This window comes from Microbacterium paraoxydans (assembly GCF_018224615.1).
GTDB classification, from domain to species: domain Bacteria; phylum Actinomycetota; class Actinomycetes; order Actinomycetales; family Microbacteriaceae; genus Microbacterium; species Microbacterium paraoxydans_B.
The window spans coordinates 123307-149774 of record NZ_JAGTUK010000004.1 but is presented as its reverse complement, the minus strand read 5'-3'; the positions used below and the strand labels follow the sequence as shown (position 1 = coordinate 149774).

Genomic DNA, 26468 nt, shown 5'->3' with positions numbered 1-26468 from the left:
CCGGACATGAGCCTCGCCTCGGCCGCCGGATCCGTGCACGTGCGCGCGCCGGGGAAGATCAACGTCTACCTGGGGGTCGGCGGCCGCCACGACGACGGCTACCATGCGCTCGCGACCGTGTTCCAGGCGGTGTCGCTGTACGAGGACGTGATCGCGCGCCCGGCGGACGACTTCTCGCTCACGGTGTCGGGGGTCGAGGACGACGGCTCCGTGCCGCTCGACGACCGCAACCTCGCGATGCGCGCCGCGAAGCTGCTCGCCGCGGCGACCGAGCACCGCGGCGGCGTCGCGCTCGAGGTGCGCAAGAGCGTGCCGGTGGCGGGAGGCATGGGGGGCGGCTCTGCGGATGCCGCGGCGGCTCTGGTCGCGTGCGACGCACTGTGGGGGACCGGCCTGTCTCCCGCGCGGTTGCACGACCTGGCGGCGCGCCTCGGGGCGGACGTGCCGTTCGCGCTGCACGGCGGCACGGCGGTGGGCACGGGACGCGGGGACCAGTTGAACCCCGCCCTCGCGCGGGGACGCTTCGACTGGCTGCTGGTGACGAGTGAGCAGGGCCTGTCGACGCCGGTGGTGTACGAGCGGCTCGACCTGCTGCGGGAGGAGGAGGGGGCGCTCGCAGACGACCCGCCCCTGTCGCTCGACGTGCCGATCCCGGTGCTGCAGGCGCTGCGCACGGGCGACTCGCGGCAGCTCGCGGAGGCGCTGCACAACGACCTCCAGTCGGCGGCACTGCACGAGCGGCCCGATCTGGCCGACACGATCGACCGCGGGGTCGCGGCGGGCGCGCTGCGCGGGATCGTCTCGGGTTCGGGGCCCACGGTGGCGCTGCTGTGCCCCGATCCGGAGACCGCACAGAAGGTGCAGAACAGCCTGCGCGACGACGGCTTCGACCCGCTACACGTGCACGGGCCGGTCCCCGGTGCGCGCATCGTCGGCTGACACGGTCGCGTCAGCCCCACCCCCGGCCGGCGCGGCCGCGGGATGCACGGCGCGCCCTCGGCGGTCATAATGAAGTGACGATGTGACCGTGCACACGCGAGGAGGCAGTGATGTCCACGTCCTCCGAGCGTGCCCGCCTGCCGAGCATCCGCGATGTGGCCCGGCTGGCCGGGGTGTCGCACCAGACGGTGTCGCGCGTGCTCAACGATCACCCGAGCATCCGGCCCGAGACCAAGGCGAAGGTGCTCGACGCGATCGCCGTGCTCGACTACCGGCCGAACCTCGCGGCGCGCGCCCTGGTGACGAGCAAGTCGAACATGCTGGGCATCCTGTCGGCCACGATCGGCGAGTTCGGGCCCACCTCGTCCATCGCGGGCATCGAGGACGCGGCGCGTGAGGAGGGGTACTCGGTCTCGACGCTCAACCTCCCCGCGACCACGCCGGAGGCCATCGGCAACGCCGTGCGACAGCTGGAGCGGGAGCAGGTCGACGGGATCGTGGTGCTGGCGCCGCAGGTACGCGTGTTCCATGTCCTGCGCGGCATGTCCGGCGCGATGCCGTTCGTCACGCTGCAGACGGCCTCGGGGTCGGACGGCGTGAGCCTGTCGGCGGATCAGGTCGCGGGCGCCAAGGCTGCGACGGAGCACCTGATCACGCTCGGGCACAGCGACATCCTGCACCTGGCGGGGCCGCAGGACTGGATCGAGGCGGAGTCGCGCATGCGCGGGTACCTCGACGCCCTGCGCGATGCCGATCTGCCCACGTTCCCGCCGATCCGCGGCGACTGGACGGCGGACTTCGGGTACTTCGCGGGCAAGGAGCTGTCGCGCCGGCGCGACTTCACGGCGGTGTTCGCGGCCAACGACCTGATGGCGATCGGGCTGATGCACGGTTTCCGCGACGCGGGCGTGCGGGTGCCGCACGATGTCAGCGTGATCGGGTTCGACGACATCCCGGTGGCGGCCCACGTGGCGCCGACGCTGAGCACCGTTCACCAGGACTTCCCGGAACTGGGCCGCCGCGCCGTGCGCATCCTGCTGGCGCAGATCCGCGGCGAGGAGCCCCCCACGTTCGGCGCGCTGCAGACGCTGCTGCGGGCGCGCGAGTCCGCCGCCGCGCGCTGAGCCGAGCCGGGCGTGTCGGCGAGGGGCGGCCGCCGGTCCGCTCCGACCGGCGCGGGGCCGTCCGCGTCGAAACCTTTCGATCCGTGGTGCGGCCTGGACGCGCGTGATCGTGTGGCTCGCGGCCAGGTCACGGTCGCGAAACGGAATGCCCGCGCCGACTTGACAGCGCCCCCTTCGAAGACGACGATGTAATCCCATGTGAACGGTCACATCGAAGGTGACCGCACGTCGCGAGGAAGATCCGTGAGCACCACAGCAACGTTGCCGACCGTCTCAGGTCCGATCTTGGAGATGCGCAGCATCACCAAGGAGTTCCCCGGAGTCAAAGCACTCGCCGACGTCTCGATCACCGTCCGCCCCGGAGAGATCCACGCGATCTGCGGCGAGAACGGTGCCGGGAAGTCGACCCTGATGAAGGTGCTCTCCGGCGTCTACCCCTACGGCAGCTACGACGGGGAGATCCTGTTGTACGGCGAGGAGCAGCGCTTCAAGGACATCGCCGCGAGCGAGCAGGCGGGGATCGTCATCATCCACCAGGAGCTCGCGCTCATCCCCGAGCTGTCGGTCACGGAGAACATCTTCCTCGGCAACGAGATCCGCCGCTTCGGCCGCATCGACTGGCAGGCGCAGAAGCAGCGCGCGATCGAGCTGCTCGCCCGCGTCGGCCTCAACGAAGACCCCGACGTGCCGATCAAGACGCTCGGCGTCGGCAAGCAGCAGCTGATCGAGATCGCCAAGGCGCTCAACAAGGACGTCAAGCTGCTGATCCTCGACGAGCCCACCGCGGCGCTGAACGAGAACGACTCGCAGCACCTGCTCGACCTCATCCTCGGTCTGAAGGCCAAGGGCATCGCGTCGATCATGATCAGCCACAAGCTCAACGAGATCGAGCAGATCGCCGACGAGATCACGATCATCCGCGACGGCCGCACGGTCGAGACGCTCGACATCTCCCGCGGCGAGATCAACGAGGACCGCATCATCCGCGGCATGGTCGGCCGCTCGCTGGAAAGCCGTTACCCCGACCGCACGCCCGAGATCGGCGAGGTGTTCTTCGAGGTCAAGGACTGGTGGGTGCAGCACCCGACCGTCCCCGAGCGGATGGTGGTCAAGGGGTCGAACCTCAACGTCCGCCGTGGCGAGGTCGTCGGCATCGCCGGGCTCATGGGCGCGGGGCGCACCGAGCTGGCGATGAGCATCTTCGGCCGCTCCTATGGCACGTTCCTCTCCGGCACGCTCGTGAAGGACGGGCAGGAGATCGAGCTGCCCGACGTGGCCGCCGCCATCAAGCACGGGCTGGCCTACGTGAGCGAAGACCGCAAGGTGCTGGGGCTCAACCTGCTCGACACCATCAAGCGGTCGATCGTGGCGGCGAAGCTGTCGAAGATCGCGCACAACGGCGTGGTCGACGCGCGCGAGGAGTTCGCGGTCGCGGAGCAGTACCGCAAGGCGCTGCGCATCAAGACCCCCTCGGTCGAGGAGGGCGTCGGCAAGCTGTCCGGCGGCAACCAGCAGAAGGTCGTGCTGGCCAAGTGGATGTTCACCGACCCCGACCTGCTGATCCTCGACGAGCCCACCCGCGGCATCGACGTCGGCGCGAAGTACGAGATCTACGCGATCATCAACCAGCTCGCCGCACAGGGCAAGGGCGTCATCGTGATCTCCAGCGAGCTGCCCGAGCTGCTCGGCATCTCCGACCGGATCTACACCGTGTTCGAGGGCCGGGTCACCGACTGCATCCCGGCCGACCAGGCGACCCCCGAGGACCTCATGCGCAGCATGACCTCCGCGACCCAGAAAGCAACAGCATGACCACCGACACGACCTCCGCGAAGCGCGGCTTCCACTTCAGGGACATCACCAAGATGTTCGGTGGCGGCGGCACCTCCTCGCTGCGCCAGTTCGGCATCCTCGGCAGCCTGATCGTCATCATCCTGCTGTTCGAGATCCTCACCGTGCTCCGCAACCCGGCCGGTGCGACGCTGACGCCGGGCAACCTGATCAACGTCATCAACCAGTACTCGTTCATCCTGATCCTCGCGATCGGCATGGTGATGGTCATCATCATGGGGCACATCGACCTGTCGGTCGGATCGGTCGCGGCGTTCACGGGCATCATCGTGGCGAAGTCGATGGCCGACTGGCAGCTGCCGTGGCCGCTCGCGATCCTGCTCGGCCTCGGCGTCGGTGTTCTGGTCGGGGCATGGCAGGGCTTCTGGGTCGCCTACGTCGGGGTACCGGCGTTCATCGTGACGCTGGCGGGAATGCTGTTCTTCCGCGGCGCGCAGCAGTTCATCGGCGACGCGCAGACCATCCCGGTGCCCAAGGGCTTCCAGTACATCGGCACCGGCTATCTGCCCGAGATCGCGCTGCCGCTGCCCTTCAACGTGCCGACCATGATCCTGGCGCTGCTCGGCGTGGCCTGGCTGGTGTTCTGGGAGATCCGCACCCGCCGCGTGCAGCACAAGATGGGCTCGGAGAGCGCGCCGGTCTGGGTGAGCACGGTCAAGGTGGTGCTGCTGTCGATCGTGGTTCTCGCCGCCGGCTGGATGTTCGCGACCGGTCGCCCCGGGACGAGCTTCCCGGTCCCCGGCCTGATCCTCCTCGCCCTCGTCATCCTGTACTCGTTCATCACCAGCAACACCGTCTTCGGCCGGCACATCTACGCGGTCGGCGGCAACCGGCAGGCGGCGCGTCTGTCGGGTGTGAAGGACCGCTGGGTCGATTTCTTCGTGATGATGAACATGTCGGTCCTCGCGGCGCTCGCGGGCATGATCTTCGTCGCCCGCTCGCAGGCGTCCGGCCCGAACGACGGCACCGGCTGGGAGCTCGACGCGATCGCCTCGGTGTTCATCGGTGGCGCGGCCGTGTCCGGCGGTATCGGCACCGTCATCGGCTCGATCATCGGTGGCCTGGTGATGGCCTTCCTCAACAACGGCCTGGCGCTGCTCGGCCAGGGCGCCGACGTCGTGGCGATGATCAAGGGTCTCGTGCTGCTGTTCGCGGTCGGCATCGACGTGTGGAACAAGCAGCAGGGCCGTCCCTCGATCATCGGGTTCCTCACGCGCCGCTTCGGCCGCAAGCAGGACCCGGCGACCGACACGTTCGATCCCACCAAGACGAACTACCCCACCAGCCAGAAGTACGAAGCCCCCGCCGTCGAGGAGACGCGCGGAAAGTAAGGGCCGAGTCGCGCAGCGCACGCGCGATGAGACCTTCACACACCAGAGAAAGAGATCACATGAAGAAGATTCTTCTGTCGGCGACAGCGCTTGTCGTCGCGGGCGCCTTCGCCCTCACCGGCTGCTCCTCGGAGCGCGGCGGTGACACGGCTTCCGGCTCGGGCGACGAGGCCTCGAAGGGCTTCGCCGCCGACGCCACGATCGGTGTCGCTCTGCCGGACAAGACCTCGGAGAACTGGGTCCTCGCCGGCAAGCTGTTCACGGACGGTCTCGAGGAGGCCGGCTTCAAGGCCGACGTGCAGTACGCGCCGGCCAGCAACACGGTCGCCGAGCAGCAGAACCAGATCCAGGCGATGGTGTCGAACGGTGCCAAGGTCATCATCATCGGCGCCAAGGACGGCAAGCAGCTGGCCACGCAGGTGCAGGCGGCGAAGGACGCCGGTGCCTACGTGATCGCCTACGACCGTCTGATCGAGAACACCGAGGCCGTCGACTACTACGTCGCGTTCGACAACTTCAAGGTCGGTCAGCTCCAGGGCCAGGCGCTCCTGGACGGCCTCGCCGAGCGTGCCGGTCACGAGGCGCCGTACAACATCGAGTTGTTCTCCGGCTCGCCGGACGACGCCAACTCGGCCGTGTTCTTCAACGGCGCGATGGACGTGCTGCAGCCGAAGATCGACGACGGCACGCTCAAGGTCGTCTCCGGCCAGACCGAGATCGCCCAGACGGCCACCGAGGGCTGGCTCGCGGAGAACGCGCAGAACCGCATGGACACGCTGCTCACCGGCTCCTACAGCGGTGACACGGTGCTCGACGGTGTGCTGTCCCCGAACGACACGCTCGCCCGCGCGATCATCACGTCGGTGCAGCAGGCCGGCAAGCCGGTCCCGGTCGTCACGGGTCAGGACTCCGAGGTCGAGTCGGTGAAGTCGATCATGGAGGGCGTGCAGTACTCCACGATCAACAAAGACACCACCCTGCTCGTGGAGCAGGCCATCAAGATGGTCGGCCAGCTGCAGAAGGGCGAGGAGGTCGACGTCAACGACACCGAGCAGTACGACAACGGCGCGAAGGTCGTCCCCTCGTACCTGCTCGACCCGATCATCGTGACCAAGGAGAACGCGGCCGAGGCGTACGCCAACGTCCCGAGCCTCCTGGAGATCGTGAAGTCGTACCAGTAACGTCTCCGCTCCACCCGACGAGCCGTCCGTCCCCTCGGGGACGGGCGGCTCGTCCGCGTCACGGGCGCGCGACGAGGGTGCGGCGGCAGAGGAGTCCGAGGCCCAGCGCGATCACGGTGAGGGCGGTGGCGACGCCGAGGGGCGCGAGCGTCTCCTCGGCCGTGGCCAGGGCGGCCGCCCCGAGCGCGGGCCCGACGACGGCGCCCACGTTCAGGGCGGCGGTGGCGTAGGAGCCGCCCATGGTCGGGGCGCCGGCGGCCACGAGGAGCACCCGCGCGATCAGGGTGCTGCCCACGCCGAACGACAGCACCCCCTGCACGAGCACGAGGCTCAGCAGCACGGCCGGGTGCACGGCGAGCAGGGCGGTCGCCATCCAGCCGACCAGCAGCAGTGGCCCGCCGACGCCAGCACGACCCCGGGGTGGCGGTCGGCAAGGCGCCCGGCCAGCGTGACACCCAGGAACGACCCGACGCCGAACAGGACGAGAGTCACGGGCACCCAGAGCTCCGGGAGCCCCGCGACCTCGGTCACCACGGGGGCGAGGAACGTGAACGCGGCGAAGGTGCCGCCGTTGACCAGTGCCGCGAGCGCCAGCGTCACCAGGAGCGGCCGTGTCGCCAGGAGGGCGAGTTCGCTGCGCAGCCGCGGCCGGTCGCGCGCTGCCCGGTCTTCCGCGGGCCGGGGTGCGACGCTCCGGAGCACGCCGAGCGCCGCCGGGACGCACAGCGCGGCGATGATCCAGAACGGCGCCCGCCAGCCGAATGCCGTGCCCAGCAGCGCGCCGCCCGGCACGCCCGCGACCGTGGCGATCGTCGTGCCCGAGAGCAGGATCGCCACCGCGCGGCCCGTGCGGTCGGGCGTGACGAGCGTGGTCGCCGTGGTCAGGGCGACCGCGAGGAAGCCCGCGTTCGCGACCGCGCCGACGATGCGCGTGAGCAGCAGCACGCCGAAGACCGAGGTGACGGCGCCGATCACGTGACAGGCGGCGAAGACGAGGACGCACACGAGCAGGGTCGATCGGGGCGGCCACCGGCGGGCGAACGCCGCCATCAGCGGTGCGCCGAGCACCATCCCGAGCGCGAAGGCGGAGATCAGCAGTCCGGCAGTCCCGACCGACACGTCGAGGTCGGCGGCGATGGCGGGAAGTAGACCGGCGAGGAGGAATTCCGAGGTGCCCATGACGAAGATCGCCAGGGCGAGGGCATAGAGGGAGAAGGGCATCGAGGGCTCCGAGGTGAGAGAGGGAAGAGGGGTCTTCTCGTCACCACGGCCAGCGCCGGGTCGGCCGACGTCCGCGCGGCGGCGGACGGTGTGATCAGCGGTGCTCGGGGCTGGCGGTGTGACCGGCAGCCCCCGACCTGTCTGATTCGGGGCTCGACATGCCTCCACTCTAGGGGGAAGGCACCGAGGTGCTCCCGTCGCGGCCCGCCCGGGGCGCCGCAGAACTGGCCGAAAGTCGAATCACGGCGCGAGACCCGCCGTGGTTGACTGACGCGATGCTCCTGAACGTCGTCGAAGCCGGGACGGGGGATCGCATCGCGGTGCTGCTGCACGGCATGATGGGGTCCGCCGAGAGCTGGCACCGTGTCGTGCCGGTCCTCGTCGACCGGGGCTACCGCGTGCTCGCGCTCGACCTGCCGGGGCACGGGCTGTCTCCGCGCGATGCGCAGCTCACGATCGACTCCGCCGCGGTCGCGGTGGTCGAGACGCTCGCCCGCCACCTGGCTCCGCGCTCGGACGCGACCCCGGTGCCGCTGGCCGCAGCGATCGGGCACTCCTTCGGCGCCACGGTCCTCGCGGCGGCGGCCCCGCGGCTCGCCCCCGCCCTGGCGGTGTACGTGGATGCGGCGCTCGCGCTGCAGGGCGGGCAGGATCGCGCGGCGCTGGTGTCGCAGTACGAACACGACCGCCGTGCGCGGATGTCACCGGCGGCGCTGCGCCTGGCGCGTCCGTTCTACTCCGTCGCCGACGCCGAGGTGGAGGCGCGGGCGGCCGAGCGGTTCGACGCGGCCACGGCGGCCTCGGTCTCGTGCGGTGCGGACGGCCACTGGACCGCGGCGCCGGGGTCGATCGTGGTGCGCGCCGAGCCCAGTGCGTGGGTGACCGACGAGGACGCGCGGCGGTTCGAGCACGACGGCGTGACGGTGCGGAGCATCCCCGGCGCCGCGCACACGGTCTGGTACAGCCACTTCGAGGTGTTCACGGCGGCGTTGCCCGAGCTGTTCGGCTCCCGCTGAGGGCGGGCGGGCGGCCCAGGATCCGCGACTACCCTGGAGAGGACATGGCACATCTTCTCGGGGCTGAAGCCCTGCACCTCGAATACCCGACCCGTGTGGTCTTCGACTCCGTGACCCTCGGCATCGAGGAGGGCGACCGGATCGGCATCGTCGGCCGCAACGGCGACGGGAAGTCGAGCCTGCTCGGCATGCTCGCCGGCACCAAGGAGCCGGACGCGGGACGGGTCACGGTGCGCGGCGGCACCCGCATCGGCGTGCTCACCCAGGCCGACACCCTGCCGGACGACCTCACGATCGGCGCGGCCGTGGTGGGCGACGTGCCGGAGCACGAGTGGGCGGGCGACGCCAGGGTGCGCGACGTGATCGACGGGCTGCTGCGCGACCTGCCGTGGGATGCGCGCATCGGCTCGCTCAGCGGCGGCCAGCGGCGACGGGTGTCGCTCGCGAAGCTCCTCACCGGGGACTGGGACGTGATCGCTCTCGACGAGCCGACCAACCACCTCGACGTCGAGGCCATCACGTGGCTCGCCGGGCATCTGAAGAAGCGGTGGCCCGCGAACTCCGGCGCGCTGCTCGTAGTGACCCACGACCGCTGGTTCCTCGACGAGATCTGCACGGAGACCTGGGAGGTGCACGACCGCATCGTCGAGCCCTTCGAGGGAGGCTACGCGGCGTACATCCTGCAGCGCGTCGAGCGCGACCGGATGGCCGCGGCGACCGAGGCCAAGCGGCAGAACCTGGCCCGCAAGGAGCTGGCGTGGCTGCGTCGCGGCGCCCCCGCCCGCACGAGCAAGCCGAAGTTCCGCATCGACGCGGCGAACGAGCTGATCGCCGACGTGCCAGAGATCCGCGACAAGGTCTCCCTGCAGTCGCTCGCCGTCTCTCGCCTGGGCAAGGACGTGGTCGACCTGCTCGACGTCGGCGTGACCTACCCCACGGGGGACGGCGGCACCCGGACGGTGCTGAAGGACGTGGAGTGGCGTATCGCACCGGGGGAGCGCACCGGCATCCTCGGCGTGAACGGTGCGGGGAAGTCCACGCTGCTCGGGCTCATCTCGGGTGCCGTCGAGCCGACCGAGGGCCGGGTCAAGCGCGGCAAGACCGTGCAGGTGCGCACCCTCACGCAGCGCCTCGACGAGCTCACGCCGCACTGGAACGATCCGGTGCGCGTCGTGATCTCGGGCCTTCGCACCTCCTACACGCTCGGCACCGGCTCCAAGGCGCAGGACCTGACGCCCGGGCAGCTGCTGGAACGGCTCGGGTTCTCGTCCGCGCAGCTCTCGACCCCCGTGAAGGACCTGTCGGGTGGACAGCAGCGCCGCCTGCAGCTGCTGCTCGTGCTGCTCGATCAGCCCAACGTGCTGATCCTCGACGAGCCGACCAACGACATGGACACCGACATGCTCGCCGCGATCGAGGACCTGCTCGACTCGTGGTCCGGCACCCTCCTGGTCGTCAGCCACGACCGGTACTTCCTGGAGCGCGTGACCGACCAGCAGTACGCGATCCTCCCGGGGCCGGACGGCGCCGGCCGCCTGCGCCACCTCCCCGGCGGTGTGGACGAGTACCTGCGGCTGCGCGAGCGCGTGGAGGCCGAGGCGTCCAAGCCCGTCGCGGCGACGTCGCCCTCCGCCGCGACCGGGCTCGACGGCGCCGCGCTCCGAGCAGCGCAGAAGGAGGTCGCAGCGCTCGAACGGCGCATCCAGAAGCTCACGTCTCAGGTCGATGCCGCCAAGCACGCGCTGGCCGACCACGACCAGTCCGACTACGCCGGGCTGGGGGAGCGGATGAAGGAGATCACCGCGCAGGAGGCCGAGATCGAGGAGCTGGAGCTGCGCTGGTTCGAACTGACCGAACAGATCGGCTGAGACCGGAATATCCTTGTCCCCACGGCGTTGGGAGGTAGGGATGGAAGGCCTTGAAGTCACCGTCCTGCTCGGACTCACGATCCTCGTCGGAACCCTGATCGCCCCGCGCGTGCGTCTCGCGCTCCCGCTCGTCCTCGTCCTGCTCGGACTCCTGCTCGGCTTCGTGCCGGAGCTGAGGGAGGTGCAGCTGCCCCCGGAGACGGTGCTGCTGCTGTTCCTGCCCGTGATCCTGTTCTGGGAGAGCCTGACCACGTCGCTGCGCTCGATCCGCCGCGACTTCCGCTACATCCTGCCGATGAGCACCCTGCTCGTGGTGGCCTCGGCGTTCGCGGTCGCGGGCATCGGCGTGCTGTTCGGGATGCCGTGGGAGGTCGCGCTGATCCTGGGCGCGGCGGTCGCCCCACCCGATGCGACGGCGGTCGCGGCGCTCGGACGGCTGCTGCCGCGGCGCATGTTCATGAAGCTGAAGGCGGAGAGCCTCACCAACGACGGCACCGCGCTCGTGCTGTACGCGATCGCGGTGTCGCTCGCGCTCGGCGGTCAGGTCACGCCGCTCTCGGTCACGTGGGACGTGCTGGTGTCGTACGTGGGCGGGGTCGCGGCGGGTGTCGCGGTCGCGGCGATCGCCTACCTGCTGCTGCGTCGGATGTCGTCGACGATCGTGATCAACGTCACGCTGCTGCTCGTGCCGTTCTCGGCGTTCCTCGTGGCCGAGATGGTGCACGCCTCCGGGGTGCTGGCCGTGGTCGTGGCCGGGCTCATCGTCGCGTGGGTGTCGCCGCGGGTGACCACGGCCGCGTCGCGACGTCAGGCCGATGCGGCGTGGCCGTTCGGGGTGTTCCTCCTCAACGGCGCGCTGTTCGTGCTCATCGGGCTCGAGGTGCAGTATGTGGTGCACGAGGTCCCGGTCTCGGTGATCGGACGACTGGTGCTGATCACGCTCGCGGTGTGGGCGACGCTGCTGGTCGTGCGCTACCTGTTCCAGCTGCTCAACGTGCTGTTCCAGGGGCGTCCGGCCACCCGTCCGGCCCCGGGTTCGCGCTCCCGTGCGCGCCTGGTCTCCACGGTCGCGGGGATGCGCGGGGCCGTGTCGCTCGCGATCGCGCTGTCCGTGCCCACCACCGTGACCGAGGGCGGCGCGATCGCCGGCCGCGACGAGATCGTGCTCGTCACCGCCGGGGTCATCCTGCTCAGTCTGCTGGCGCAGGCGCCGATGCTGCCCGCCCTGGTGCGCTGGGCGCGATTCCCCGTCGACCACGCGGAGGCCGAGGAGTTCGAGCTCGCGGAGCGGGCCATCTCCGGCGCCGCCCTGGCCGCCCTGGACGAGCTGGCCGCCGAGCACGGGATCGGCGCCGAGGTGCGCGACCACGTGCGGGCCGAGGGGTACCGCAACCTGGAGTTCGCGAACGCCCGCACCCTCGCGCGCGAGCAGGCCCTGATCGACGCGGAGGCCGAGGCCCTCGACGACATGCTCGGCGAGCCCGACCCGCTGGGCATCGGCGGCGAGCAGAACTCCGCAGACCCGGAGCCCGACGGCGGCGTGGGCGGCACGGTCGACTCCGACGCGGGCGACGGCACGGTGCTGCAGATGATCGCGACCTCGGCCGACGTGGACCTGGCGCAGCGATCGCCTCTCATCCGCCACGAGGAGCACACGCGCCTCAAGCTGGCGCTCCTCGACCGCAAGCGCGAGGTGCTGCTCGGACTGCGCAGTGCCGGCACCGTGGACGACCTGGTGGTGCGCCGCATCTCGGCCAGGCTCGACCTGGAACAGGTGCGGCTGCAGGGCCTCGAGGAGTTCGACTGACCCCGCCGCGCCCGCGCACCCCGGCCCCGTCGCGCCCCTGTGACGTCGTGTGACGGGTCGATTCCGCCCGCCCCGCCCGACCTGCCTAACGTAGTCGGGTCCCGCCAGGAAGGAACCCCTCATCATGTCCCGCCGCACCACCACCGTCCTCGCCGCGCTCGCCGCGGTTCCGCTGTTCGTCGCGCTCTCCGGGTGCGCCACGGCCTCCTCCGACGCCGGCTCGGGCGACTCCGGTTCCGCCGACGAGACCGTCAAGATCGGCGTCGTCGGCAAGGGCGACGCGCAGTGGGCGCCGTTCGTCGAGGCGGCCGCCGACGAGGGCATCACGGTCGAGCTGGTCGACTTCGGCTCGTACGAGCAGCCGAACCCCGCGCTGACCGAGGGCGAGATCGACCTCAACCAGTTCCAGCACATCGTGTACCTCGCCGAATACAACAACGCGTCGGGCTCCGACCTCACGCCGATCGGCTCCACCGCGATCTACCCGCTCGGCCTGTACTCCAAGAAGTACGACGACGTGGACGACATCCCCAAGGGCGAGACGGTGGCCGTGCCGGACGACGCGTCCAACCAGGCCCGCGCGCTGAACGTGCTCCAGCAGGCCGGCCTGGTCGAGCTGAAGAGCGGCGGCACGCCCTACTCCGACCTCGCCGACGTCGACACCGAGAAGTCGAAGGTGCAGGTGAAGGCGCTGGAGGCGGCGCTCATCCCCACCTCGCTGCCGGATGTCGCGGCCGCGATCATCAACAACGACTTCGTCGAGGACGCCGGCCTGACGTTCGACGACGCGATCGCGCAGGACGACCCGGAGGACCCCAGCGCCCTCCCGTACGTCAACATCTTCGCGGCCCGGGCCGAGGACGCCGACAACGAGACCTACCTCAAGCTGGTCGAGATCTTCCAGACGAACGAGGCCGTGCAGGAGGGCCTGCAGGAGTCGTCGGGCGGCACCGCGGTGGCGCTGCAGACCCCGGTGAAGGACCTCGTGGCCTCGCTGGAGAAGGTCCAGAAGGACGCCGACGCGAAGAAGTGACGCGGGCGGGGTGCGAGCCACCCCCACCGCATGAGGGAGAATCGGGTGGCGCCTCTCGCGTCGCCCGATTCTCCGTTTCCCCGAGACCCAGACCGGAGCAGCACATGCCGATCGTCTCCTTGACGAACGTCTCCAAGACCTACCCCTCCCGCAGCCACGGCGAGCCGGAGGTGGTCGCGGTCGACGACGTCACCCTCCACATCGAGAAGGGAGACGTGTACGGCATCATCGGGTACTCCGGTGCGGGCAAGTCGACGCTCGTGCGCCTGATCAACGCCCTGGAGCCCGCGACGAGCGGCACCATCACGGTCGACGGCGTCGACCTCACGACCCTCGGCGAGCGGGAGCTGCGCCGCGTGCGGGGCGGCATAGGCATGATCTTCCAGCAGTTCAACCTGTTCTCCTCACGCACCGTGCGGGCGAACATCGCGTACCCGCTCACGCTCGCCGGCTGGTCGAAGCCCGACATCGAGGCACGGGTGACCGAGCTGCTGTCGTTCGTCGGCCTGTCCGACAAGGCCAAGGCGTATCCGGAGCAGCTGTCCGGCGGGCAGAAGCAGCGCGTCGGCATCGCGCGGGCGCTGGCCACCAAGCCGGCGATCCTGCTGGCGGACGAGGCCACGAGCGCGCTCGACCCGCAGACCACGCACGAGGTGCTCGATCTGCTCAAGCGCGTGAACGAGGAGCAGGGCGTCACGATCGTGGTCATCACGCACGAGATGGACGTGATCCAGACGATCGCCACCAAGGTCGCCGTCATGGAGAACGGCCGCGTGATCGAGCGCGGGGATGTGTTCGACGTGTTCTCCGCGCCGCAGAACCCCGCCTCGCAGCGCTTCGTCGGTACGGTCGTGAAGGGGGTGCCGTCGCCGTCCGAGCTGGCCGTGCTGCGCGAGCGTCACCGCGGACGCCTGGTGACGTTCTCGTTCCGCGACGGCGACTCCTCGCAGGCGCAGGTGTTCCTCGACCTCGCGGGCGCCGGGCTCGACTTCGAGCTCGTGTACGGCGGCATCAACGACATCCGCGGCCGGGCCTTCGGGCACCTGACCCTCGCGATCCGGGGTGACTCCGCGGCGATCGACCGGGCGCTCACCACGATCGGCGAACGCGTGGACGTGACCGTGATCGCCGGAGAGGAGGCCCGCTGATGGACCGTCTGAACGAACTGTGGCCCGAGTTCTGGGCGGCCGCGCTGGAGACGCTGTACATGGCGTCGTTCGCGCTCGTGCTCGGTGGCATCCTCGGCCTCGCGATCGGCATCATCCTGTACGTCACGCGACCGGGCGGTCTGCTGCAGAACAGGGTCGTGTCGGTGCTGGTGAACCTGGGCGTCAACTTCTTCCGTCCGATCCCGTTCGTGATCTTCATGGCGGTTGCGCAGCCGTTCGCGCGGCTCGTGGTGGGCTCGGGCATCGGTACCACGGCCGGGGCGTTCATCATCGGGCTCGCGGCGGCGTTCGCGATCGGCCGCATCGTGGAGCAGCACCTCGTGTCGGTGTCGCCCGGGGTGATCGAGGCCGCCCGGTCGATGGGCGCCGGGCCGTGGCGCATCCTGTTCACGGTCGCAATCCCCGAGTCGCTCGGGCCGCTGATCCTCGGTTACACGTTCATCGTGGTGGCCCTGATCGACATGACCGCGATGGCGGGGCTGATCGGGGGCGGCGGTCTGGGCGCGTTCGCGCAGATCTACGGCTTCCGCCAGTTCGAGCCGATCGTGATGTGGGCGGCGATCATCCTGATCGTGGTGTTCGTGCACCTGGTTCAGCTGCTCGGCACGCGTCTGGCCAGGAGGATCATGCGCCGCTAGGCGCCGGGGTGCGGCGGTTCAGCGGGCCGGGGCGTCCTGCAGGGTGCGGCGCGTGGTGAAGACCCGCTCCTCGCCGCTCAGCGGGTCGGTGAACCGCAGCTCGCGCGCCAGCAGTTGCAGTGGCCGGGCGAAGTCGTCGGGGCGCTCGGGCAGGAGCTCCGGGTAGAAGCCGTCGTGCAGGATGCCGAGCCCGAGCGCGGCCAGGTGCACGCGCAGCTGGTGCATCTTGCCGCTGTGCGGGCGCAGCAGCGTGTGCACCACGCGGTCGTCCGCGTCGATCAGGTCGATCAGCGTCTCGGAGTTCGGTTCCCTGGCGTGGTCGACCTGCACGCGCACTTCGCCGCGGCGCTTCTCGATGTGCGTGCGGTACACGAGCGGGAACCGCGACGGATCCCAGCCGGCGGGTCTCGCGGACACCGCCTCGTACGTCTTCTCGACGCGGCGATCCTCGAACAGCAGCTGGTAGGCGCCGCGGGTCTCCGGTCGCACGGAGAACATCAGCAGCCCGGCGGTCGCGCGGTCGAGGCGGTGGATGGGGGTGAGCTCCGGGATGCCGAGCCGGTTGCGCAGCCGCACGAGCGCCGAGTTCTGCAGGTACTTGCCGCCGGGGGTGGTGGGGAGGAAGTGTGGCTTGTCGATCACGACGAGGTGGTCGTCGGTGTGCAGGATCTCCTCGGTGAAGGGGATCTCGCGCTCTACGGGCGGCTCGCGGTAGTACCAGACGAACTCCTCGGCGCCCAGCGGGGTTCCGCGGTGGAGCGGTCGGCCATCACGGGCCACGATCTCGCCGCGGTCGAAGCGCACGAGCAGCCGCTCGGGGTCGAGGTGGAAGAACCGCTCGATCATGTAGTCGGCGATGGTCGCCCACGGCCCGGTCAGCGGCACGTGCAACCGCGTGGCTCCGACGCCGTCGCGCACGGGGAGCGGGGAGGGCATGCCCATGGTTCGGCCTTCGGGGGAGGGGGCGGGACCCCTCCACCCTAGGCGACGGCGTGGGGCGGCTCGGCTCAGGCCGCCCCGGCGGCGAGCCAGTCGTCGAACGTGGTGGGGGCGATGCGTGCCCCCGGGGCTGGGAGCAGCACCTCGCCGGCGAACTCCACGCCGAGCGCCGCGCCGGTCCACGACGCCCGCAGCGGGAGGTCGCGGCCGCGCGCGGCGAACGTGCGCCGGGCCATGTCGACGGCGTCTTCGGTGCGGGGTCCGGCGACGTCGGCCGAACCGCCGAGCGCGGGGGCTTCGGCGGCGTCGACCAGGGCCGTGGCGACGTCGGCGGGGGCGATCGGCTGCAGCAGCAGCGGCGGGACGACGCCCTCGCCGTCGACGACCGTCCATTCGGCGATCATGGCGGGGAAGTCGTGGAACTGGGTCGCCCGGACGATCGTGAAGGGCACACGGCCGCGCGCGACCTCGCGCTCCTGCGCCCGCTTGCCCGCGTAGTGGGGGTTGCCCTGCACCCGGTCGAGCGCGGCGATCGAGAGCGCGACGTGGAGTGCGACCCCGGCGTGCTCCTCCGCGCTCAGGAGGTTGTCGGTCACGGCGCGGAACACGCGTTCGGCGTCGGCGGTGTCTCCGACGGGCGGGTTGCTGGCGTCGATCACCGCGTCCACGCCCGTGAGCGCTCCGGCGAGGCCCTCGCCGGTCGTGAGATCGACGCCCTCGCCGCGACTGAGCGAGACGGCGTCGTGCCCGCGGCGGCGCGCCTCCTCCACGACCAGTCGTCCGATCCGTCCTGTTCCGCCTGCCACTGCGATGCGCATGTCGCTCCCTCAATAATGGATATTAGATGTCCACAATAGGATCAGCTGGATACGATGGGCAAGTGAAACTTCCCGAGACCTCCGAATGGGTGCTGCACACCGTCGCCGTGATCGCGCAGCTGCCCGCGGCGTCCACCGTCTCCGGCGCCCAGCTCGCCGAGCACTTCGGGGTGCCGGGGCCCTACCTGTCGAAGCAGCTCGCCAAGCTCGTCCGCGCGGGCATCCTCACCGGCAGCACCGGGCCCCGCGGCGGTTTCCGCTTGGCGCGAGAGCCCGAGCGCATCAGCATCCTCGACCTGGTGACGGCCGTGGACGGCGCGGCCGACCCCTACGTGTGCCGCGAGCTGCGCCAGCAGGGAAGGGGCGCGGCCCGCCCGGAGGACTGCACCACCCCGTGCGGGCTCGCGGTCGTCATGCGCCGCGCGCACGAAGCCTGGCGCGCGTCCCTCGCGGCCGTGTCGATCGCCGAGGTCGTCGGCACGCTGCCCGCATCAGTGCCGGCGAAGAACCGTCGCCTGCTGCTCGGAGACTGAGCCGCGAGGGGATCGCGGCGCGCGTCAGGCGTCGAAGCTGAGGCTGAGCTTCCGCAACAGGGCCGCAAGCCGCTCGCGATCGGCGCGCGACAGCGCCCTGAGCAGCTCGGCCTCCGCATCCACCAGTCGCGTGATGGCGGCATCCACCCGGATGCGCCCGTCGTCGGTGAGGGTCACGAGCACGCTGCGCCCGTCGCCGGGATCGGCCTCGCGGCGCACGAGCCGCCGTCCGACCAGGCGGTCGATCCGGTTGGTCATGGTGCCGCTGGAGACGAGGGTCTGCTGCAGCAGCTGCTTGGGCGAGAGCTGGAACGGGGCGCCCGCGCGGCGCAGCGCCGACAGCACGTCCCACTCCCACGACTCCAGGTCGCTGCGGCGGAACACCTCGCGGCGGGCGCGGTCGAGATGACGCGACAGCCGATCCATGCGCGACAGCACCTCGAGCGGGGAGAAGTCGAGGTCGGGCCGCTGCGTGTTCCACGCGCCGACGATCCGGTCGACCTCATCCACCTCGCTCATGCGTTCATTATCGCGTGCGACCCGTCCGCGGCCGACGCGGCGTCGCCCAGGTCGAGGGTCAGGAACACGCTGTGCGGGTCGGGCAGGTAGCGCCCGAACGCCGCGCACTCGCGGAAGCCCGCCCGGGTGTACATCGCCACCGCCGGCAGGAAGAAGTCGTCGCGCCCGGTCTCCAGCGACACCCGGCGGACGCCCCTGGCCGCGGCATCGTCGAGCAGGAAGCGCACCATGGTGCGTCCGATCCCGCGACCGCGCACGGCAGGGTCCGTCCGCATCGACTTGAGCTCCTCGTGCCCCTCGTCGACCGTGGCGAGGGCGCCCGTGCCGACGAGGCGGCCGTCGAGCGTCGCGGCGAACAGGCGCACGTGGGGCGCGAGGAGTCCGTCGAGGGGCAGCGCGTGCTGGCTCTCGGGCGGCGCGGTGCCCTGCATCTCCGCGTGGTGGGCGGAGACGAACGTCGCGAGCTCCGGGGTGGCCGAGGCGATGCGGGTGATGACGAGGTCGCTCATGGGCCCAGCATCGCAGAGCCGTGTTTCCCAGGGATGACGGCGGCGCCGGCGCACACCGGAACACGAGCGCGGACGTGGCAGACTTGTCGGGCGGCGCCCACGCGGGCGCCGCGGTCCGCCGTGGTGTAATGGCAGCACGACAGCCTTTGGAGCTGTGAGGTCTAGGTTCGAGTCCTGGCGGCGGAGCATGACTGGGAACAATCTCGCCATCGTCGTCCTCGCCGCAGGTCAGGGCACCCGCATGAAGTCGCGGCTGCCCAAGGTGCTGCACCCGATCGGCGGGCGCCCGCTGGTCGGACACGTGCTCACCACGGCCCGTCGGCTGGAGGCCGCGCACATCGAGGTGGTCGTGCGGCACGAGCGCGACCAGGTGGTGGCCGCGCTCGCGGAGGACTACCCCGACGCGGTGTTCGTCGACCAGGACGAGGTGCCGGGCACCGGTCGCGCGGTGCAGGTCGCGGTCGACGCGCTGCCGGGCGACTTCGACGGCGACGTGCTCGTGCTGTCGGGCGACTGCCCGCTCGCCGACGCCGACACCCTCTCGGCGTTCCTGGCGGAGCACCGCGCCTCGGGCGCCGCGGCCACGCTCATGACGGCTCTGGTCGACGACCCGACCGGTTACGGTCGCGTGATCCGCGACGCGGACGGTGGTGTCGACCGCATCGTCGAGCAGAAGGACGCGACGGCCGAGGAGGCCGAGGTCCGCGAGATCAACGCCGGCATGTACGTGTTCCGCGCCTCGACCCTGCGCACCTACCTGCCGCAGGTGGGCGTCGACAACGCGCAGGGCGAGATGTACCTGACCGACGTGCCCGGGCTGCTGCGCCGCGACGGCGACCGCGTCGCCGCCTCGGTCGTCGACGACGTGGAGGTCACGTTCGGCGTGAACGACCGCGCACAGCTCGCCGAGGTCGGCCGTCGCCTGAACGCGCGCATCGTGCGCCGCTGGCAACTGGAGGGCGTCACGGTGGTCGATCCCGCGACCACGTGGATCGACGACGACGTCACGCTCGCCCCGGATGTCACGCTCCTGCCGAACACGCAGCTGCTGCGGGCGACCACGGTCGCCGCGGGGGCCACGATCGGCCCGGACACGACGCTGGTGACCTGTGAGGTCGGCGAGGATGCGGTCGTGCGCCGCACCGACGCCACGCTGGCCGTGATCGGCGCCGAGGCGACCGTCGGTCCGTTCTCCTTCCTCCGCCCGGGCACCGTGCTGGGCGCCAAGGGCAAGATCGGCGCCTACGTCGAGACCAAGAACGCCGAGATCGGCGAGGGCAGCAAGGTGCCGCACCTGTCCTACGTGGGGGATGCGACGATCGGCCGCGGGGTCAACCTGGGGGCGAGCACCATCACCGCCAACTACGACGACGTGAACAAGCACCGCACCGAGATCGGCGACGAGGTGCACACCGGCTCGCACACCGTGCTGGTCGCGCCCGTTAGGCTGGGTGCTGGTGCGAAGACCGGTGCCGGCGCCGTCGTCCGCAAGGACGTCCCCGCCGGTGCCCTGGCCATGAGCGTCGCCCCCCAGCGCAACGTCGAGGGGTGGGTCGAGAAGAACAGAGCAGGCACGGGCGCGGCGGACGCCGCAGCCCGGGAGAAAACGGCGGAGTAGGCGGAGCATGGCCCGGAAGAAGAAGACGGTCGACCTGGATCGCGACAACGGGGTGGCCCCCGGCATCATCGCGAAGACCAAGAAGCGGCTCGTCGTCGCGGGCGGGCGCTCCCACCCCGAGCTGACGGCGGCCGTCGCGGAGGCGCTCGGCACCGAGATCGCCCCGGTCGAGCACCGTACGTTCGCGTCGGGCGAGATCTACGCCCGCTTCGAGGTGTCGATCCGCGGCGTCGACCTCTTCCTCGTGCAGACCTTCGGCGAGCCGGTCAACGAGTGGCTGATGGAGACGCTGATCATGATCGACGCGGCCAAGCGCGCGTCGGCCAAGCGCATCACCGTCGTCGCTCCCTACTATCCGTATTCGCGCCAGGACAAGAAGGGCCGCGGTCGCGAGCCGATCAGCGCCCGCCTGGTCGCCGACCTGCTCAAGACCGCCGGTGCCGACCGCGTGATGAGCGTCGACCTGCACGCGGCGCAGATCCAGGGCTTCTTCGACGGGCCGGTCGACCACCTGTTCGCCAAGCCGGTGCTGCTCGACCACTTCGAGCGCACGCTCAGCCCGGAGGACCGCGAGATCCTCACGGTCGTGTCGCCCGACATGGGCCGCGTCCGCGTCGCCGACACGTGGTCGGACAGCCTCGGCGCGCCGCTCGCGATCATCCACAAGCGCCGCGACCCGAAGGTCGCCAACCAGGTGTCGGTGCACGAGATCGTCGGCACGGTCGAGGGCCGCACGTGCCTCCTGGTCGACGACATGATCGACACCGGCGGCACGATCGTGAAGGCGGCGCAGGCGCTCAAGGCCAACGGCGCGCACCGCGTGATCGTGGCGGCGACGCACGCCATCTTCAGCGACCCGGCCTCGGAGCGACTGCAGGACGCCGCGATCGACGAGGTCGTGGTGACCGACACGATCCCGCTGTCGGCGTCGCGTCGCTGGGACACGCTCACGGTGCTCCCGATCGCGCCGCTGCTGGCCAGGGCCATCCACGAGGTGTTCGAGGACGGTTCCGTCACGAGCATGTTCGGCGGCGACGCGTAACGCATCGGCACGGCACAGGCGGCGCATAGGCGCGGTCCCTACCGTCGAAGGATCGACAGACCCCGACCCCCGGAGGCCCCCATGATCCGAACGACCGTACCGACCTCTGTCCGCACCGGCTCCGCGCTCCTGGGCGTGGCGGGACTGGTCGTCCTCGCGGGGTGCGCCGGCACGCCGGACACCGCCGAGTCGTCGGATTCCGCGGCGAAGCCCACCGAATCGACCTCCTCGTCCGGCGGCGACGCCTCCGGCTCGTACGCCGACGGTACCTATACCGCCGAGGGGTCGTACCAGACGCCGGAGACGGTCGAGCAGATCTCGGTCACGCTCACGCTGGCCGACGGCGTCGTGACCGAGGTCGAGGTCACGGGCGACCCGCAGGCTCCGGAGACCGAGCGGTACCAGGGGCAGTTCATCGACGGCATCTCGGACGAGGTCGTCGGCAAGCCGATCGACGAGCTGAACGTGAGCCGGGTCGCCGGTTCGTCGCTCACCAGCGGCGGGTTCAACGACGCGGTCGAGTCCATCAAGGAGCAGGCCGCCTCCTAAGCGAGAGGCTTCGTCATGGCGGGATGGCGATTCGAGGCGATCGGCACGCACTGGGAGATCGAGACGGCGTCGCCGCTTCCCGAGGCGGTGCGCTCGGCGGTGTCGGCGGAGATCGAGGTGTTCGACCGCGCGTGGTCGCGGTTCCGCACCGACTCCGACGTGACCCGGCTCGGGCGTGAGGGTGGCGCGCTGCGGTCGCCTGACGCCGGACCCCTGCTCGACACCTACGTGGCCCTGTCCGACGCGACCGCGGGGGCCGTGAACCCGCTCGTCGCCGACAGCCTGACGGCGCTCGGCTATGGGCCCGACTACACGCTCGTCGCCGGTGAGCCCAGGGTGGCTCCTGCCGCGTGGACGCAGCGGGTGGCGTGGACGGCGGAGGACGTGACTGCCGCGTCCCCCGCGCTGCTCGACGTGGGTGCGGTGGGCAAGGGCCGCCTGGTCGACCGGGTGATGGCGGTGCTGACGGCGGTGCCGGGCGACGTCGTGGTCGACGCCGGGGGAGACCTGCGCGTGCGGGGCCCCGGTGTCCGCGTCGCGCTGGAGCATCCGTATGACGCGTCGCGGGCGATCGGCGTGGTCGAGGTGGGAGACGCTGCCCTGTGCGCCTCGGCCGTGAACCGACGGGCCTGGGGTGACGGCCTGCATCACGTGCTGGATGCCCGCACCGGCCTGCCCGTGCGCACGTGGGCCGCGACCTGGGCGCTGGCGTCGGACGCGATGACCGCCGACGCCGTGGCGACCGCGCTGTTCTTCGACGGCGGCCCCGCACTGGCCGCCACCTGGGGTGCCGGCTGGGTGCGCATGAGCACCGATGGGCGCGTGCAGCGCTCGCCCGGCTTCCCCGCCGAACTGTTCATCGTCGAGGGCTCTCGCCGTGGGGCCTCGGACTAGGGAAGAGTGGTGATCGTGATCACGTCTTTCGCCGCCGCGCGCCAGAGGGTGCTCGCCGTGCTCGGCTCGCTGTCGATGTACCGCCTGGTGCTGTTCGCGCTCACGGCACTCGCCGCGATCGCGCTCGTGCTGTCGCTGTTCGGCGTGATCGTGTCGCCGACTCCGCTCGAGCTCGTGGTGTCGTTCGCGGTGCTCGCCGCCGTGATCTCGGCCGTGGACGCCGTGGCGCAGCGGATCCTCCGGCTGCCGTGGCGCATCGAGTCGTCGCTCGTCACGGCGCTCATCCTGCTGTTCGTGCTGCGTCCGGGCGTGGAGCCCGCGGCGCTGCTGGGCCTGGCGATCGCGGGCGCGGTGGCGAGCGTGTCGAAGTACGTGATCGCGTGGCGCGGCCGCCACATCTTCAACCCGGCGGCGTTCGGCGCGGCTGTGGTGTCGATCCTCGGCGCGTTCGGCGCGTTCTCGTGGTTGGGAACGGCCTCCGCGTGGTGGGTGGGCACGCCCGTGCTCGCGATCCCGGTCGTGCTGCTGGGGCTCGCCGTGCTGTGGCGCACCGAGAAGGTGCGCGTGGTGCTGTTGTTCCTCGCGGTCGCGGTGGCCACGTCGCTCGTGCGGCAGGCCGTGCAGGCCGCGCAGTTCGACATCCCGTTCGACGTCGCCACGGCGCTGTCCTTCGCGGTGCTGCAGTCGCCGTTCCTGTTCCTCGGGGCGTTCATGCTGTCCGAGCCGCTCACGCTTCCGCCGCGACGCCGACAGCAGCTCGCGGTCGCGGTTCTGGTGGGGGTGCTCGCGGGCTGGCCGATCTCGATCGCCGGACTCTTCACGCTCGGCCAGGAGCGCGCACTCCTGATCGGCAACCTGCTCGCTTTCGCGTTCGCACTGCGCGGCTCGGTGCGTCTCGTGCTGGAGCGTCGCACCTTCGTCACGCCGACCGCGCAGGAGCTCACGTTCCGCGCCAAGGGCCGCGTGAGGTTCCTCGCGGGGCAGTACCTCGAACTCGACGTGCCGCATCGCCGCCCGGATGCCAGGGGCACGCGGCGCGAGTTCAGCATCGTCTCCGCCCCCGCCGACCTGCCCACCCTCCGCATCGCGTACAAGAACGGCGACCAGAAGCACCCGTCGAGCTACAAGCGCGCCCTGGCGGCGGCCGAGCCGGGCGCCACGTTCGCCGTCACCGGGACCTGGGGCGACTTCGTCCTGCCGCGCGGTGACCAGCCCGTGCTCATGGTCGCCGCGGGCATCGGCGTGACCCCCTTCGTGTCGCAGCTCCGGCAGCTGCGGGCCACGGGGCAGCAGCGCGACGTGGTGCTGGTGTACGTCGCCGCGAAGGCTGCGGAGCTGGCGTTCCGGGAGGAGCTGGCCGAGACCGGCGTGCGGACCGTGGTGTTCACGCGCGATGAGCCGGCCGGGCTTCCGGCGCACTGGTCCTGGGCGCAGGGTGCGCGGCTGGACGCGGGGTCGCTGCAGCACGCCGTGCCCGACCTGGCCGAGCGCCACGCGTTCATCTCCGGGCCGCCGCGGCTGATCGCCGACCTGGCGCCCGCGCTGCAGCAGGCGCGCAGCCTCACGACCGACGCGTTCGCGGGTTACTGAGCCGCCGCCGGCGCGGCCGGGATGCGCACCGTGAAGGTCGTGTCGCCGGGCTCGCTGGCCACCTCGATCGCGCCGCCGTGTCCCTCCACGATGGCCTTGACGATCGCGAGGCCCAGTCCGGTGCCGCCCGTCTGACGCGCGCGGGAGCTGTCGCCGCGGGCGAAGCGGGCGAACAACTCGTCGCGGATCGCGGGGTCGATGCCCGGGCCGTCGTCGTGCACGCGCAGCACCGCGTCGTCGCCTTCCCTGGCCACGCTGAGCGTCACGGTCGTCCCGGCAGGAGTGTGTGCCCTGGCGTTGGCGAGCAGGTTCGCGATCACCTGGTGCATGCGCCCGGCGTCGCCGAGGATCAGCACCGGCTCCTCGGGCACGTCGATGTTCCAGTGGTGCTCCGGTGCGGTCGGCCGTGCGTCGGACAGGCCCTCGAGCGCGAGCTGCGCGAGGTCGACGTTGCTGTAGACCAGCTCGCGCCCCTCGTCCAGACGGGCGAGCAGCAGCAGGTCCTCCACGAGCCTGGTCATGCGGAGAGACTGCGCCTGGATGCGCTCGAGCGACGACGTGGTGCCCTCGATCGCCTCGGGTGCCTTGGCGGGGTCGGTGGCTGCGCCCGCCTGGCGGAGCGCGCGCAGGGACAGCTCGGAGTAGCCACGGATCGAGGCGAGCGGGGTGCGCAGCTCGTGGCTCGCATCGGCGACGAACTGCCGCATGCGCTCCTCGTTCTTCTGCCGGGCGGCGAGGGAGGCGTCGACGTGGTCGAGCAGCTTGTTGAGGGCGGCTCCCACCAGGCCCGTCTCGGTGCGCGGGTCGGCCTCGGTGGGCGGCACGCGCTCGGTGATGCTGACCTCGCCCCGATCGAGCTGCTGGTTCGCGACGCGGGTGGCGGTGGCGGCGACGGCGCGGAGCGGACGCAGGCTGACCCGGATGGTGATCGCGGTGGTGAGGGCCAGGAGGATCAGGCCGCCCACGGTCGCCAGCACGATCACGGTGAGCAGTTGCGTGAGCTGGTTCTGGATCTCGTCGCGAGGCAGTCCCGTGACGATCACGACCCCGTTGCTGGCGGTGGTCGCGAAGACGCGGTAGGAGCCGATGCCGTCGAACGTGATGGTGGCCTGGGTGCCGAGGGCGACGGTGCCGTAGAGCTGCCGCAGCTGTTCGGAGGTGAGCGTGGTCGAGCGATTGCTGAGCTCGGCGCGGTTGTCGTGGAAGGCGACACCGGTGGCTCCCGCGACCGGGCTTCCGACCGAGAGCAGCAGCCCGGGCACGGGATCGATGCGGTAGAGGATGTTCTCGACGGTCGCGTCGGAGGGGGCGATCTGCTCGACGACCCGGTCGCGGATGGTGGCGGCGTAGCCCTTGACCTTGTCGTCGAGCTGCTGCTCGAGAGTGCTGCCGAGGGTGGCGCTGGTGATGACGGCGACGATGACGAGGATGAGCGACACGAAGCCGATCACGGCTGTCATCAGCCGCGTCTGCAGGCTGAGCGGGCGTCGCGTCATCCTCGCTCCGGTCACTGCGGGGCCTTGATCATGTACCCGACGCCGCGCACGGTGTGCAGCAGGGGAGTGCGTCCGGCGTCGATCTTCTTGCGCAGGTAGGAGATGTACAGCTCGACGACGGAGGACTTGCCGCCGAAGTCGTAACTCCACACGCGGTCGAGGATCTGCGCCTTCGACAGCACGCGGCGCTCGTTGCGCATCAGGTAGCGCAGCAGTTCGAACTCGGTGGCGGTCAGCTCGATCTCGACCCCGTCGCGCACGACCTCGTGGCTGTCCTCGTTGAGCGTGAGGTCGGCGACGCGGAGGATGGACTGCCCGTCGTCGGCGGTGGCGTGGCCCGTGCGGCGGATGATCGCGCGCAGGCGGGCGATCACCTCCTCCAGGCTGAACGGCTTGGTCACGTAGTCGTCGCCGCCGGCGGTGAGCCCGGCCACGCGGTCGCCCACGGCGTCCTTCGCGGTGAGGAACAGCACGGGCACGAGGTTGCCGGCGTCCCGCAGGCGCTTGAGCACGGACATCCCGTCGAGGTCGGGCATCATGATGTCGAGCACGAGCGCGTCGGGTTCGAACTCCTTGGCGACCTGGATCGCCTCGAGGCCGGAGGACGCGGTGCGCACCTCCCATCCCTCCATGCGCAGGGCCATGGCGAGCAGGTCGGTGAGCATCTGCTCGTCGTCCACGGCGAGGATGCGCAGAGGGGAGCCGTCGGGACGGCGCAATTCGGGCAGGTCGCTGGTCATAGCGACCATTCTGCGGAATCTCCTATGTAATTTCTATGGAGCC

The 26468-nt window shown here is 70.9% G+C and carries 22 protein-coding genes, 1 tRNA gene and 2 pseudogenes; 18 read left to right on the top strand and 7 right to left on the bottom strand.

Annotated features, from left to right (window positions below):
• Window positions 1-6: 6 nt before the first annotated feature.
• The 5 genes and pseudogenes from KE274_RS15175 to KE274_RS15155 all read left to right on the top strand — a co-directional run bounded on the left by KE274_RS15175 (window position 7) and on the right by KE274_RS15155 (window position 6426).
• Entirely contained in the window at window positions 7-939 is a 933-nt protein-coding gene (locus tag KE274_RS15175; RefSeq protein ID WP_211545217.1) for a 4-(cytidine 5'-diphospho)-2-C-methyl-D-erythritol kinase, read from the top strand.
• Window positions 940-1049: 110 nt separating this feature from the next.
• Window positions 1050-2063, top strand: coding sequence for a LacI family DNA-binding transcriptional regulator (locus KE274_RS15170; protein WP_211545215.1), 1014 nt, complete (start codon window positions 1050-1052; stop codon window positions 2061-2063).
• Window positions 2064-2393: 330 nt separating this feature from the next.
• Window positions 2394-3875: pseudogene (gene mmsA / locus KE274_RS15165) on the top strand (multiple monosaccharide ABC transporter ATP-binding protein); the annotation flags it as partial.
• Entirely contained in the window at window positions 3872-5245 is a 1374-nt protein-coding gene (mmsB, locus tag KE274_RS15160) for a multiple monosaccharide ABC transporter permease (protein ID WP_211545213.1), read from the top strand. The pseudogene mmsA and the gene mmsB, both read left to right, overlap by 4 nt.
• A gap of 59 nt (window positions 5246-5304) precedes the next feature.
• The gene (locus KE274_RS15155) at window positions 5305-6426 is read left to right on the top strand and encodes a substrate-binding domain-containing protein (protein WP_211545211.1); all 1122 of its coding nucleotides are present in this window, start codon (window positions 5305-5307) and stop codon (window positions 6424-6426) included.
• A 58-nt stretch (window positions 6427-6484) separates the two neighbouring features.
• On the opposite strand, the pseudogene KE274_RS15150 reads toward KE274_RS15155, so the two are convergent.
• Window positions 6485-7647: pseudogene (locus tag KE274_RS15150) on the bottom strand (Cmx/CmrA family chloramphenicol efflux MFS transporter).
• 275 nt (window positions 7648-7922) lie between these two features.
• On the opposite strand from KE274_RS15150, the gene KE274_RS15145 reads away from it, so the two are divergent.
• From KE274_RS15145 to KE274_RS15120, 6 genes are all read left to right on the top strand, one after another.
• On the top strand, window positions 7923-8663 hold the full coding sequence (locus KE274_RS15145; protein WP_211545209.1) for an alpha/beta fold hydrolase: 741 nt from the start codon (window positions 7923-7925) through the stop codon (window positions 8661-8663).
• A 44-nt stretch (window positions 8664-8707) separates the two neighbouring features.
• Window positions 8708-10531: an ABC-F family ATP-binding cassette domain-containing protein gene (locus KE274_RS15140; RefSeq protein WP_211545207.1), complete on the top strand. Its 1824-nt coding sequence runs from the start codon at window positions 8708-8710 to the stop codon at window positions 10529-10531.
• A gap of 40 nt (window positions 10532-10571) precedes the next feature.
• Window positions 10572-12338, top strand: coding sequence for a Na+/H+ antiporter (locus tag KE274_RS15135; RefSeq protein WP_211545204.1), 1767 nt, complete (start codon window positions 10572-10574; stop codon window positions 12336-12338).
• A 124-nt stretch (window positions 12339-12462) separates the two neighbouring features.
• Entirely contained in the window at window positions 12463-13371 is a 909-nt protein-coding gene (locus KE274_RS15130; RefSeq protein WP_211545203.1) for a MetQ/NlpA family ABC transporter substrate-binding protein, read from the top strand.
• A 104-nt stretch (window positions 13372-13475) separates the two neighbouring features.
• Window positions 13476-14519, top strand: coding sequence for a methionine ABC transporter ATP-binding protein (locus KE274_RS15125; protein ID WP_211545201.1), 1044 nt, complete (start codon window positions 13476-13478; stop codon window positions 14517-14519).
• On the top strand, window positions 14519-15178 hold the full coding sequence (locus tag KE274_RS15120) for a methionine ABC transporter permease (RefSeq protein ID WP_211545199.1): 660 nt from the start codon (window positions 14519-14521) through the stop codon (window positions 15176-15178). The genes KE274_RS15125 and KE274_RS15120 overlap by 1 nt, the downstream gene beginning before the upstream one ends.
• Before the next feature lie 18 nt (window positions 15179-15196).
• On the opposite strand, the gene KE274_RS15115 is transcribed toward KE274_RS15120, so the two are convergent.
• Both KE274_RS15115 and KE274_RS15110 read right to left on the bottom strand, forming a co-directional pair.
• Window positions 15197-16120 carry a pseudouridine synthase gene (locus KE274_RS15115; protein ID WP_249186498.1) on the bottom strand — a complete coding sequence of 308 codons (924 nt, stop codon included), beginning with the start codon at window positions 16118-16120 and terminating at the stop codon, window positions 15197-15199.
• Between the two features lie 65 nt (window positions 16121-16185).
• Window positions 16186-16935: an SDR family oxidoreductase gene (locus KE274_RS15110; RefSeq protein ID WP_211545197.1), complete on the bottom strand. Its 750-nt coding sequence runs from the start codon at window positions 16933-16935 to the stop codon at window positions 16186-16188.
• 62 nt (window positions 16936-16997) lie between these two features.
• On the opposite strand from KE274_RS15110, the gene KE274_RS15105 reads away from it, so the two are divergent.
• Window positions 16998-17468 carry an RrF2 family transcriptional regulator gene (locus KE274_RS15105; protein WP_211545195.1) on the top strand — a complete coding sequence of 157 codons (471 nt, stop codon included), beginning with the start codon at window positions 16998-17000 and terminating at the stop codon, window positions 17466-17468.
• 24 nt (window positions 17469-17492) lie between these two features.
• Here the strand turns inward: KE274_RS15105 and KE274_RS15100 are convergent, their stop codons facing one another.
• Window positions 17493-17987, bottom strand: a complete 495-nt coding sequence (locus KE274_RS15100) for a MarR family winged helix-turn-helix transcriptional regulator (RefSeq protein ID WP_211545193.1) — start codon at window positions 17985-17987, stop codon at window positions 17493-17495.
• Window positions 17984-18496: a GNAT family N-acetyltransferase gene (locus tag KE274_RS15095; RefSeq protein WP_211545191.1), complete on the bottom strand. Its 513-nt coding sequence runs from the start codon at window positions 18494-18496 to the stop codon at window positions 17984-17986. The genes KE274_RS15100 and KE274_RS15095 overlap by 4 nt, the downstream gene beginning before the upstream one ends.
• Before the next feature lie 114 nt (window positions 18497-18610).
• Between KE274_RS15095 and KE274_RS15090 the strand changes: the two genes are divergently transcribed.
• The 6 genes from KE274_RS15090 (at window position 18611) to KE274_RS15065 (ending at window position 24189) form a co-directional block, all read left to right on the top strand.
• A tRNA-Gln gene (locus tag KE274_RS15090) sits at window positions 18611-18682 on the top strand.
• 1 nt (window position 18683) lies between these two features.
• Window positions 18684-20114: a bifunctional UDP-N-acetylglucosamine diphosphorylase/glucosamine-1-phosphate N-acetyltransferase GlmU gene (glmU, locus tag KE274_RS15085; RefSeq protein ID WP_211545189.1), complete on the top strand. Its 1431-nt coding sequence runs from the start codon at window positions 18684-18686 to the stop codon at window positions 20112-20114.
• Between the two features lie 7 nt (window positions 20115-20121).
• A complete protein-coding gene (locus KE274_RS15080) occupies window positions 20122-21156 on the top strand; it encodes a ribose-phosphate diphosphokinase (protein WP_211545187.1) in 1035 nt (344 codons plus the stop codon).
• Between the two features lie 81 nt (window positions 21157-21237).
• Entirely contained in the window at window positions 21238-21705 is a 468-nt protein-coding gene (locus tag KE274_RS15075) for an FMN-binding protein (protein ID WP_211545185.1), read from the top strand.
• A gap of 15 nt (window positions 21706-21720) precedes the next feature.
• Window positions 21721-22599 (top strand): FAD:protein FMN transferase, encoded by an 879-nt coding sequence (locus tag KE274_RS15070; RefSeq protein WP_211545184.1) that lies wholly within the window; start codon window positions 21721-21723, stop codon window positions 22597-22599.
• Between the two features lie 15 nt (window positions 22600-22614).
• Complete coding sequence (locus tag KE274_RS15065) at window positions 22615-24189, top strand: FAD-dependent oxidoreductase (RefSeq protein WP_211545182.1); 1575 nt, start codon at window positions 22615-22617, stop codon at window positions 24187-24189.
• Here KE274_RS15065 and KE274_RS15060 read toward each other — a convergent pair.
• Both KE274_RS15060 and KE274_RS15055 read right to left on the bottom strand, forming a co-directional pair.
• On the bottom strand, window positions 24183-25649 hold the full coding sequence (locus KE274_RS15060; RefSeq protein ID WP_249186497.1) for a sensor histidine kinase: 1467 nt from the start codon (window positions 25647-25649) through the stop codon (window positions 24183-24185). The two genes, KE274_RS15065 and KE274_RS15060, sit on opposite strands and share 7 nt — an antisense overlap.
• Window positions 25650-25696: 47 nt before the next feature.
• Window positions 25697-26425: a response regulator transcription factor gene (locus KE274_RS15055; protein WP_211545179.1), complete on the bottom strand. Its 729-nt coding sequence runs from the start codon at window positions 26423-26425 to the stop codon at window positions 25697-25699.
• Window positions 26426-26468: the final 43 nt, after the last annotated feature.

Coding starts and splice junctions, on each gene's coding strand:
- KE274_RS15070 (WP_211545184.1), top strand. CDS start 21,721: ATGGCGGGATGGCGATTCGAGGCGATCGGCACGCACTGGGAGATCGAG.
- KE274_RS15170 (WP_211545215.1), top strand. CDS start 1,050: ATGTCCACGTCCTCCGAGCGTGCCCGCCTGCCGAGCATCCGCGATGTG.
- KE274_RS15145 (WP_211545209.1), top strand. CDS start 7,923: ATGCTCCTGAACGTCGTCGAAGCCGGGACGGGGGATCGCATCGCGGTG.
- KE274_RS15110 (WP_211545197.1), bottom strand. CDS start 16,935: ATGCGCATCGCAGTGGCAGGCGGAACAGGACGGATCGGACGACTGGTC.
- KE274_RS15175 (WP_211545217.1), top strand. CDS start 7: ATGAGCCTCGCCTCGGCCGCCGGATCCGTGCACGTGCGCGCGCCGGGG.
- KE274_RS15060 (WP_249186497.1), bottom strand. CDS start 25,649: ATGACAGCCGTGATCGGCTTCGTGTCGCTCATCCTCGTCATCGTCGCC.
- KE274_RS15130 (WP_211545203.1), top strand. CDS start 12,463: ATGTCCCGCCGCACCACCACCGTCCTCGCCGCGCTCGCCGCGGTTCCG.
- KE274_RS15095 (WP_211545191.1), bottom strand. CDS start 18,496: ATGAGCGACCTCGTCATCACCCGCATCGCCTCGGCCACCCCGGAGCTC.
- KE274_RS15075 (WP_211545185.1), top strand. CDS start 21,238: ATGATCCGAACGACCGTACCGACCTCTGTCCGCACCGGCTCCGCGCTC.
- KE274_RS15055 (WP_211545179.1), bottom strand. CDS start 26,425: ATGACCAGCGACCTGCCCGAATTGCGCCGTCCCGACGGCTCCCCTCTG.
- KE274_RS15125 (WP_211545201.1), top strand. CDS start 13,476: ATGCCGATCGTCTCCTTGACGAACGTCTCCAAGACCTACCCCTCCCGC.
- glmU (WP_211545189.1), top strand. CDS start 18,684: ATGACTGGGAACAATCTCGCCATCGTCGTCCTCGCCGCAGGTCAGGGC.
- KE274_RS15135 (WP_211545204.1), top strand. CDS start 10,572: ATGGAAGGCCTTGAAGTCACCGTCCTGCTCGGACTCACGATCCTCGTC.
- KE274_RS15100 (WP_211545193.1), bottom strand. CDS start 17,987: ATGAGCGAGGTGGATGAGGTCGACCGGATCGTCGGCGCGTGGAACACG.
- mmsB (WP_211545213.1), top strand. CDS start 3,872: ATGACCACCGACACGACCTCCGCGAAGCGCGGCTTCCACTTCAGGGAC.
- KE274_RS15140 (WP_211545207.1), top strand. CDS start 8,708: ATGGCACATCTTCTCGGGGCTGAAGCCCTGCACCTCGAATACCCGACC.
- KE274_RS15120 (WP_211545199.1), top strand. CDS start 14,519: ATGGACCGTCTGAACGAACTGTGGCCCGAGTTCTGGGCGGCCGCGCTG.
- KE274_RS15115 (WP_249186498.1), bottom strand. CDS start 16,120: ATGGGCATGCCCTCCCCGCTCCCCGTGCGCGACGGCGTCGGAGCCACG.
- KE274_RS15080 (WP_211545187.1), top strand. CDS start 20,122: ATGGCCCGGAAGAAGAAGACGGTCGACCTGGATCGCGACAACGGGGTG.
- KE274_RS15155 (WP_211545211.1), top strand. CDS start 5,305: ATGAAGAAGATTCTTCTGTCGGCGACAGCGCTTGTCGTCGCGGGCGCC.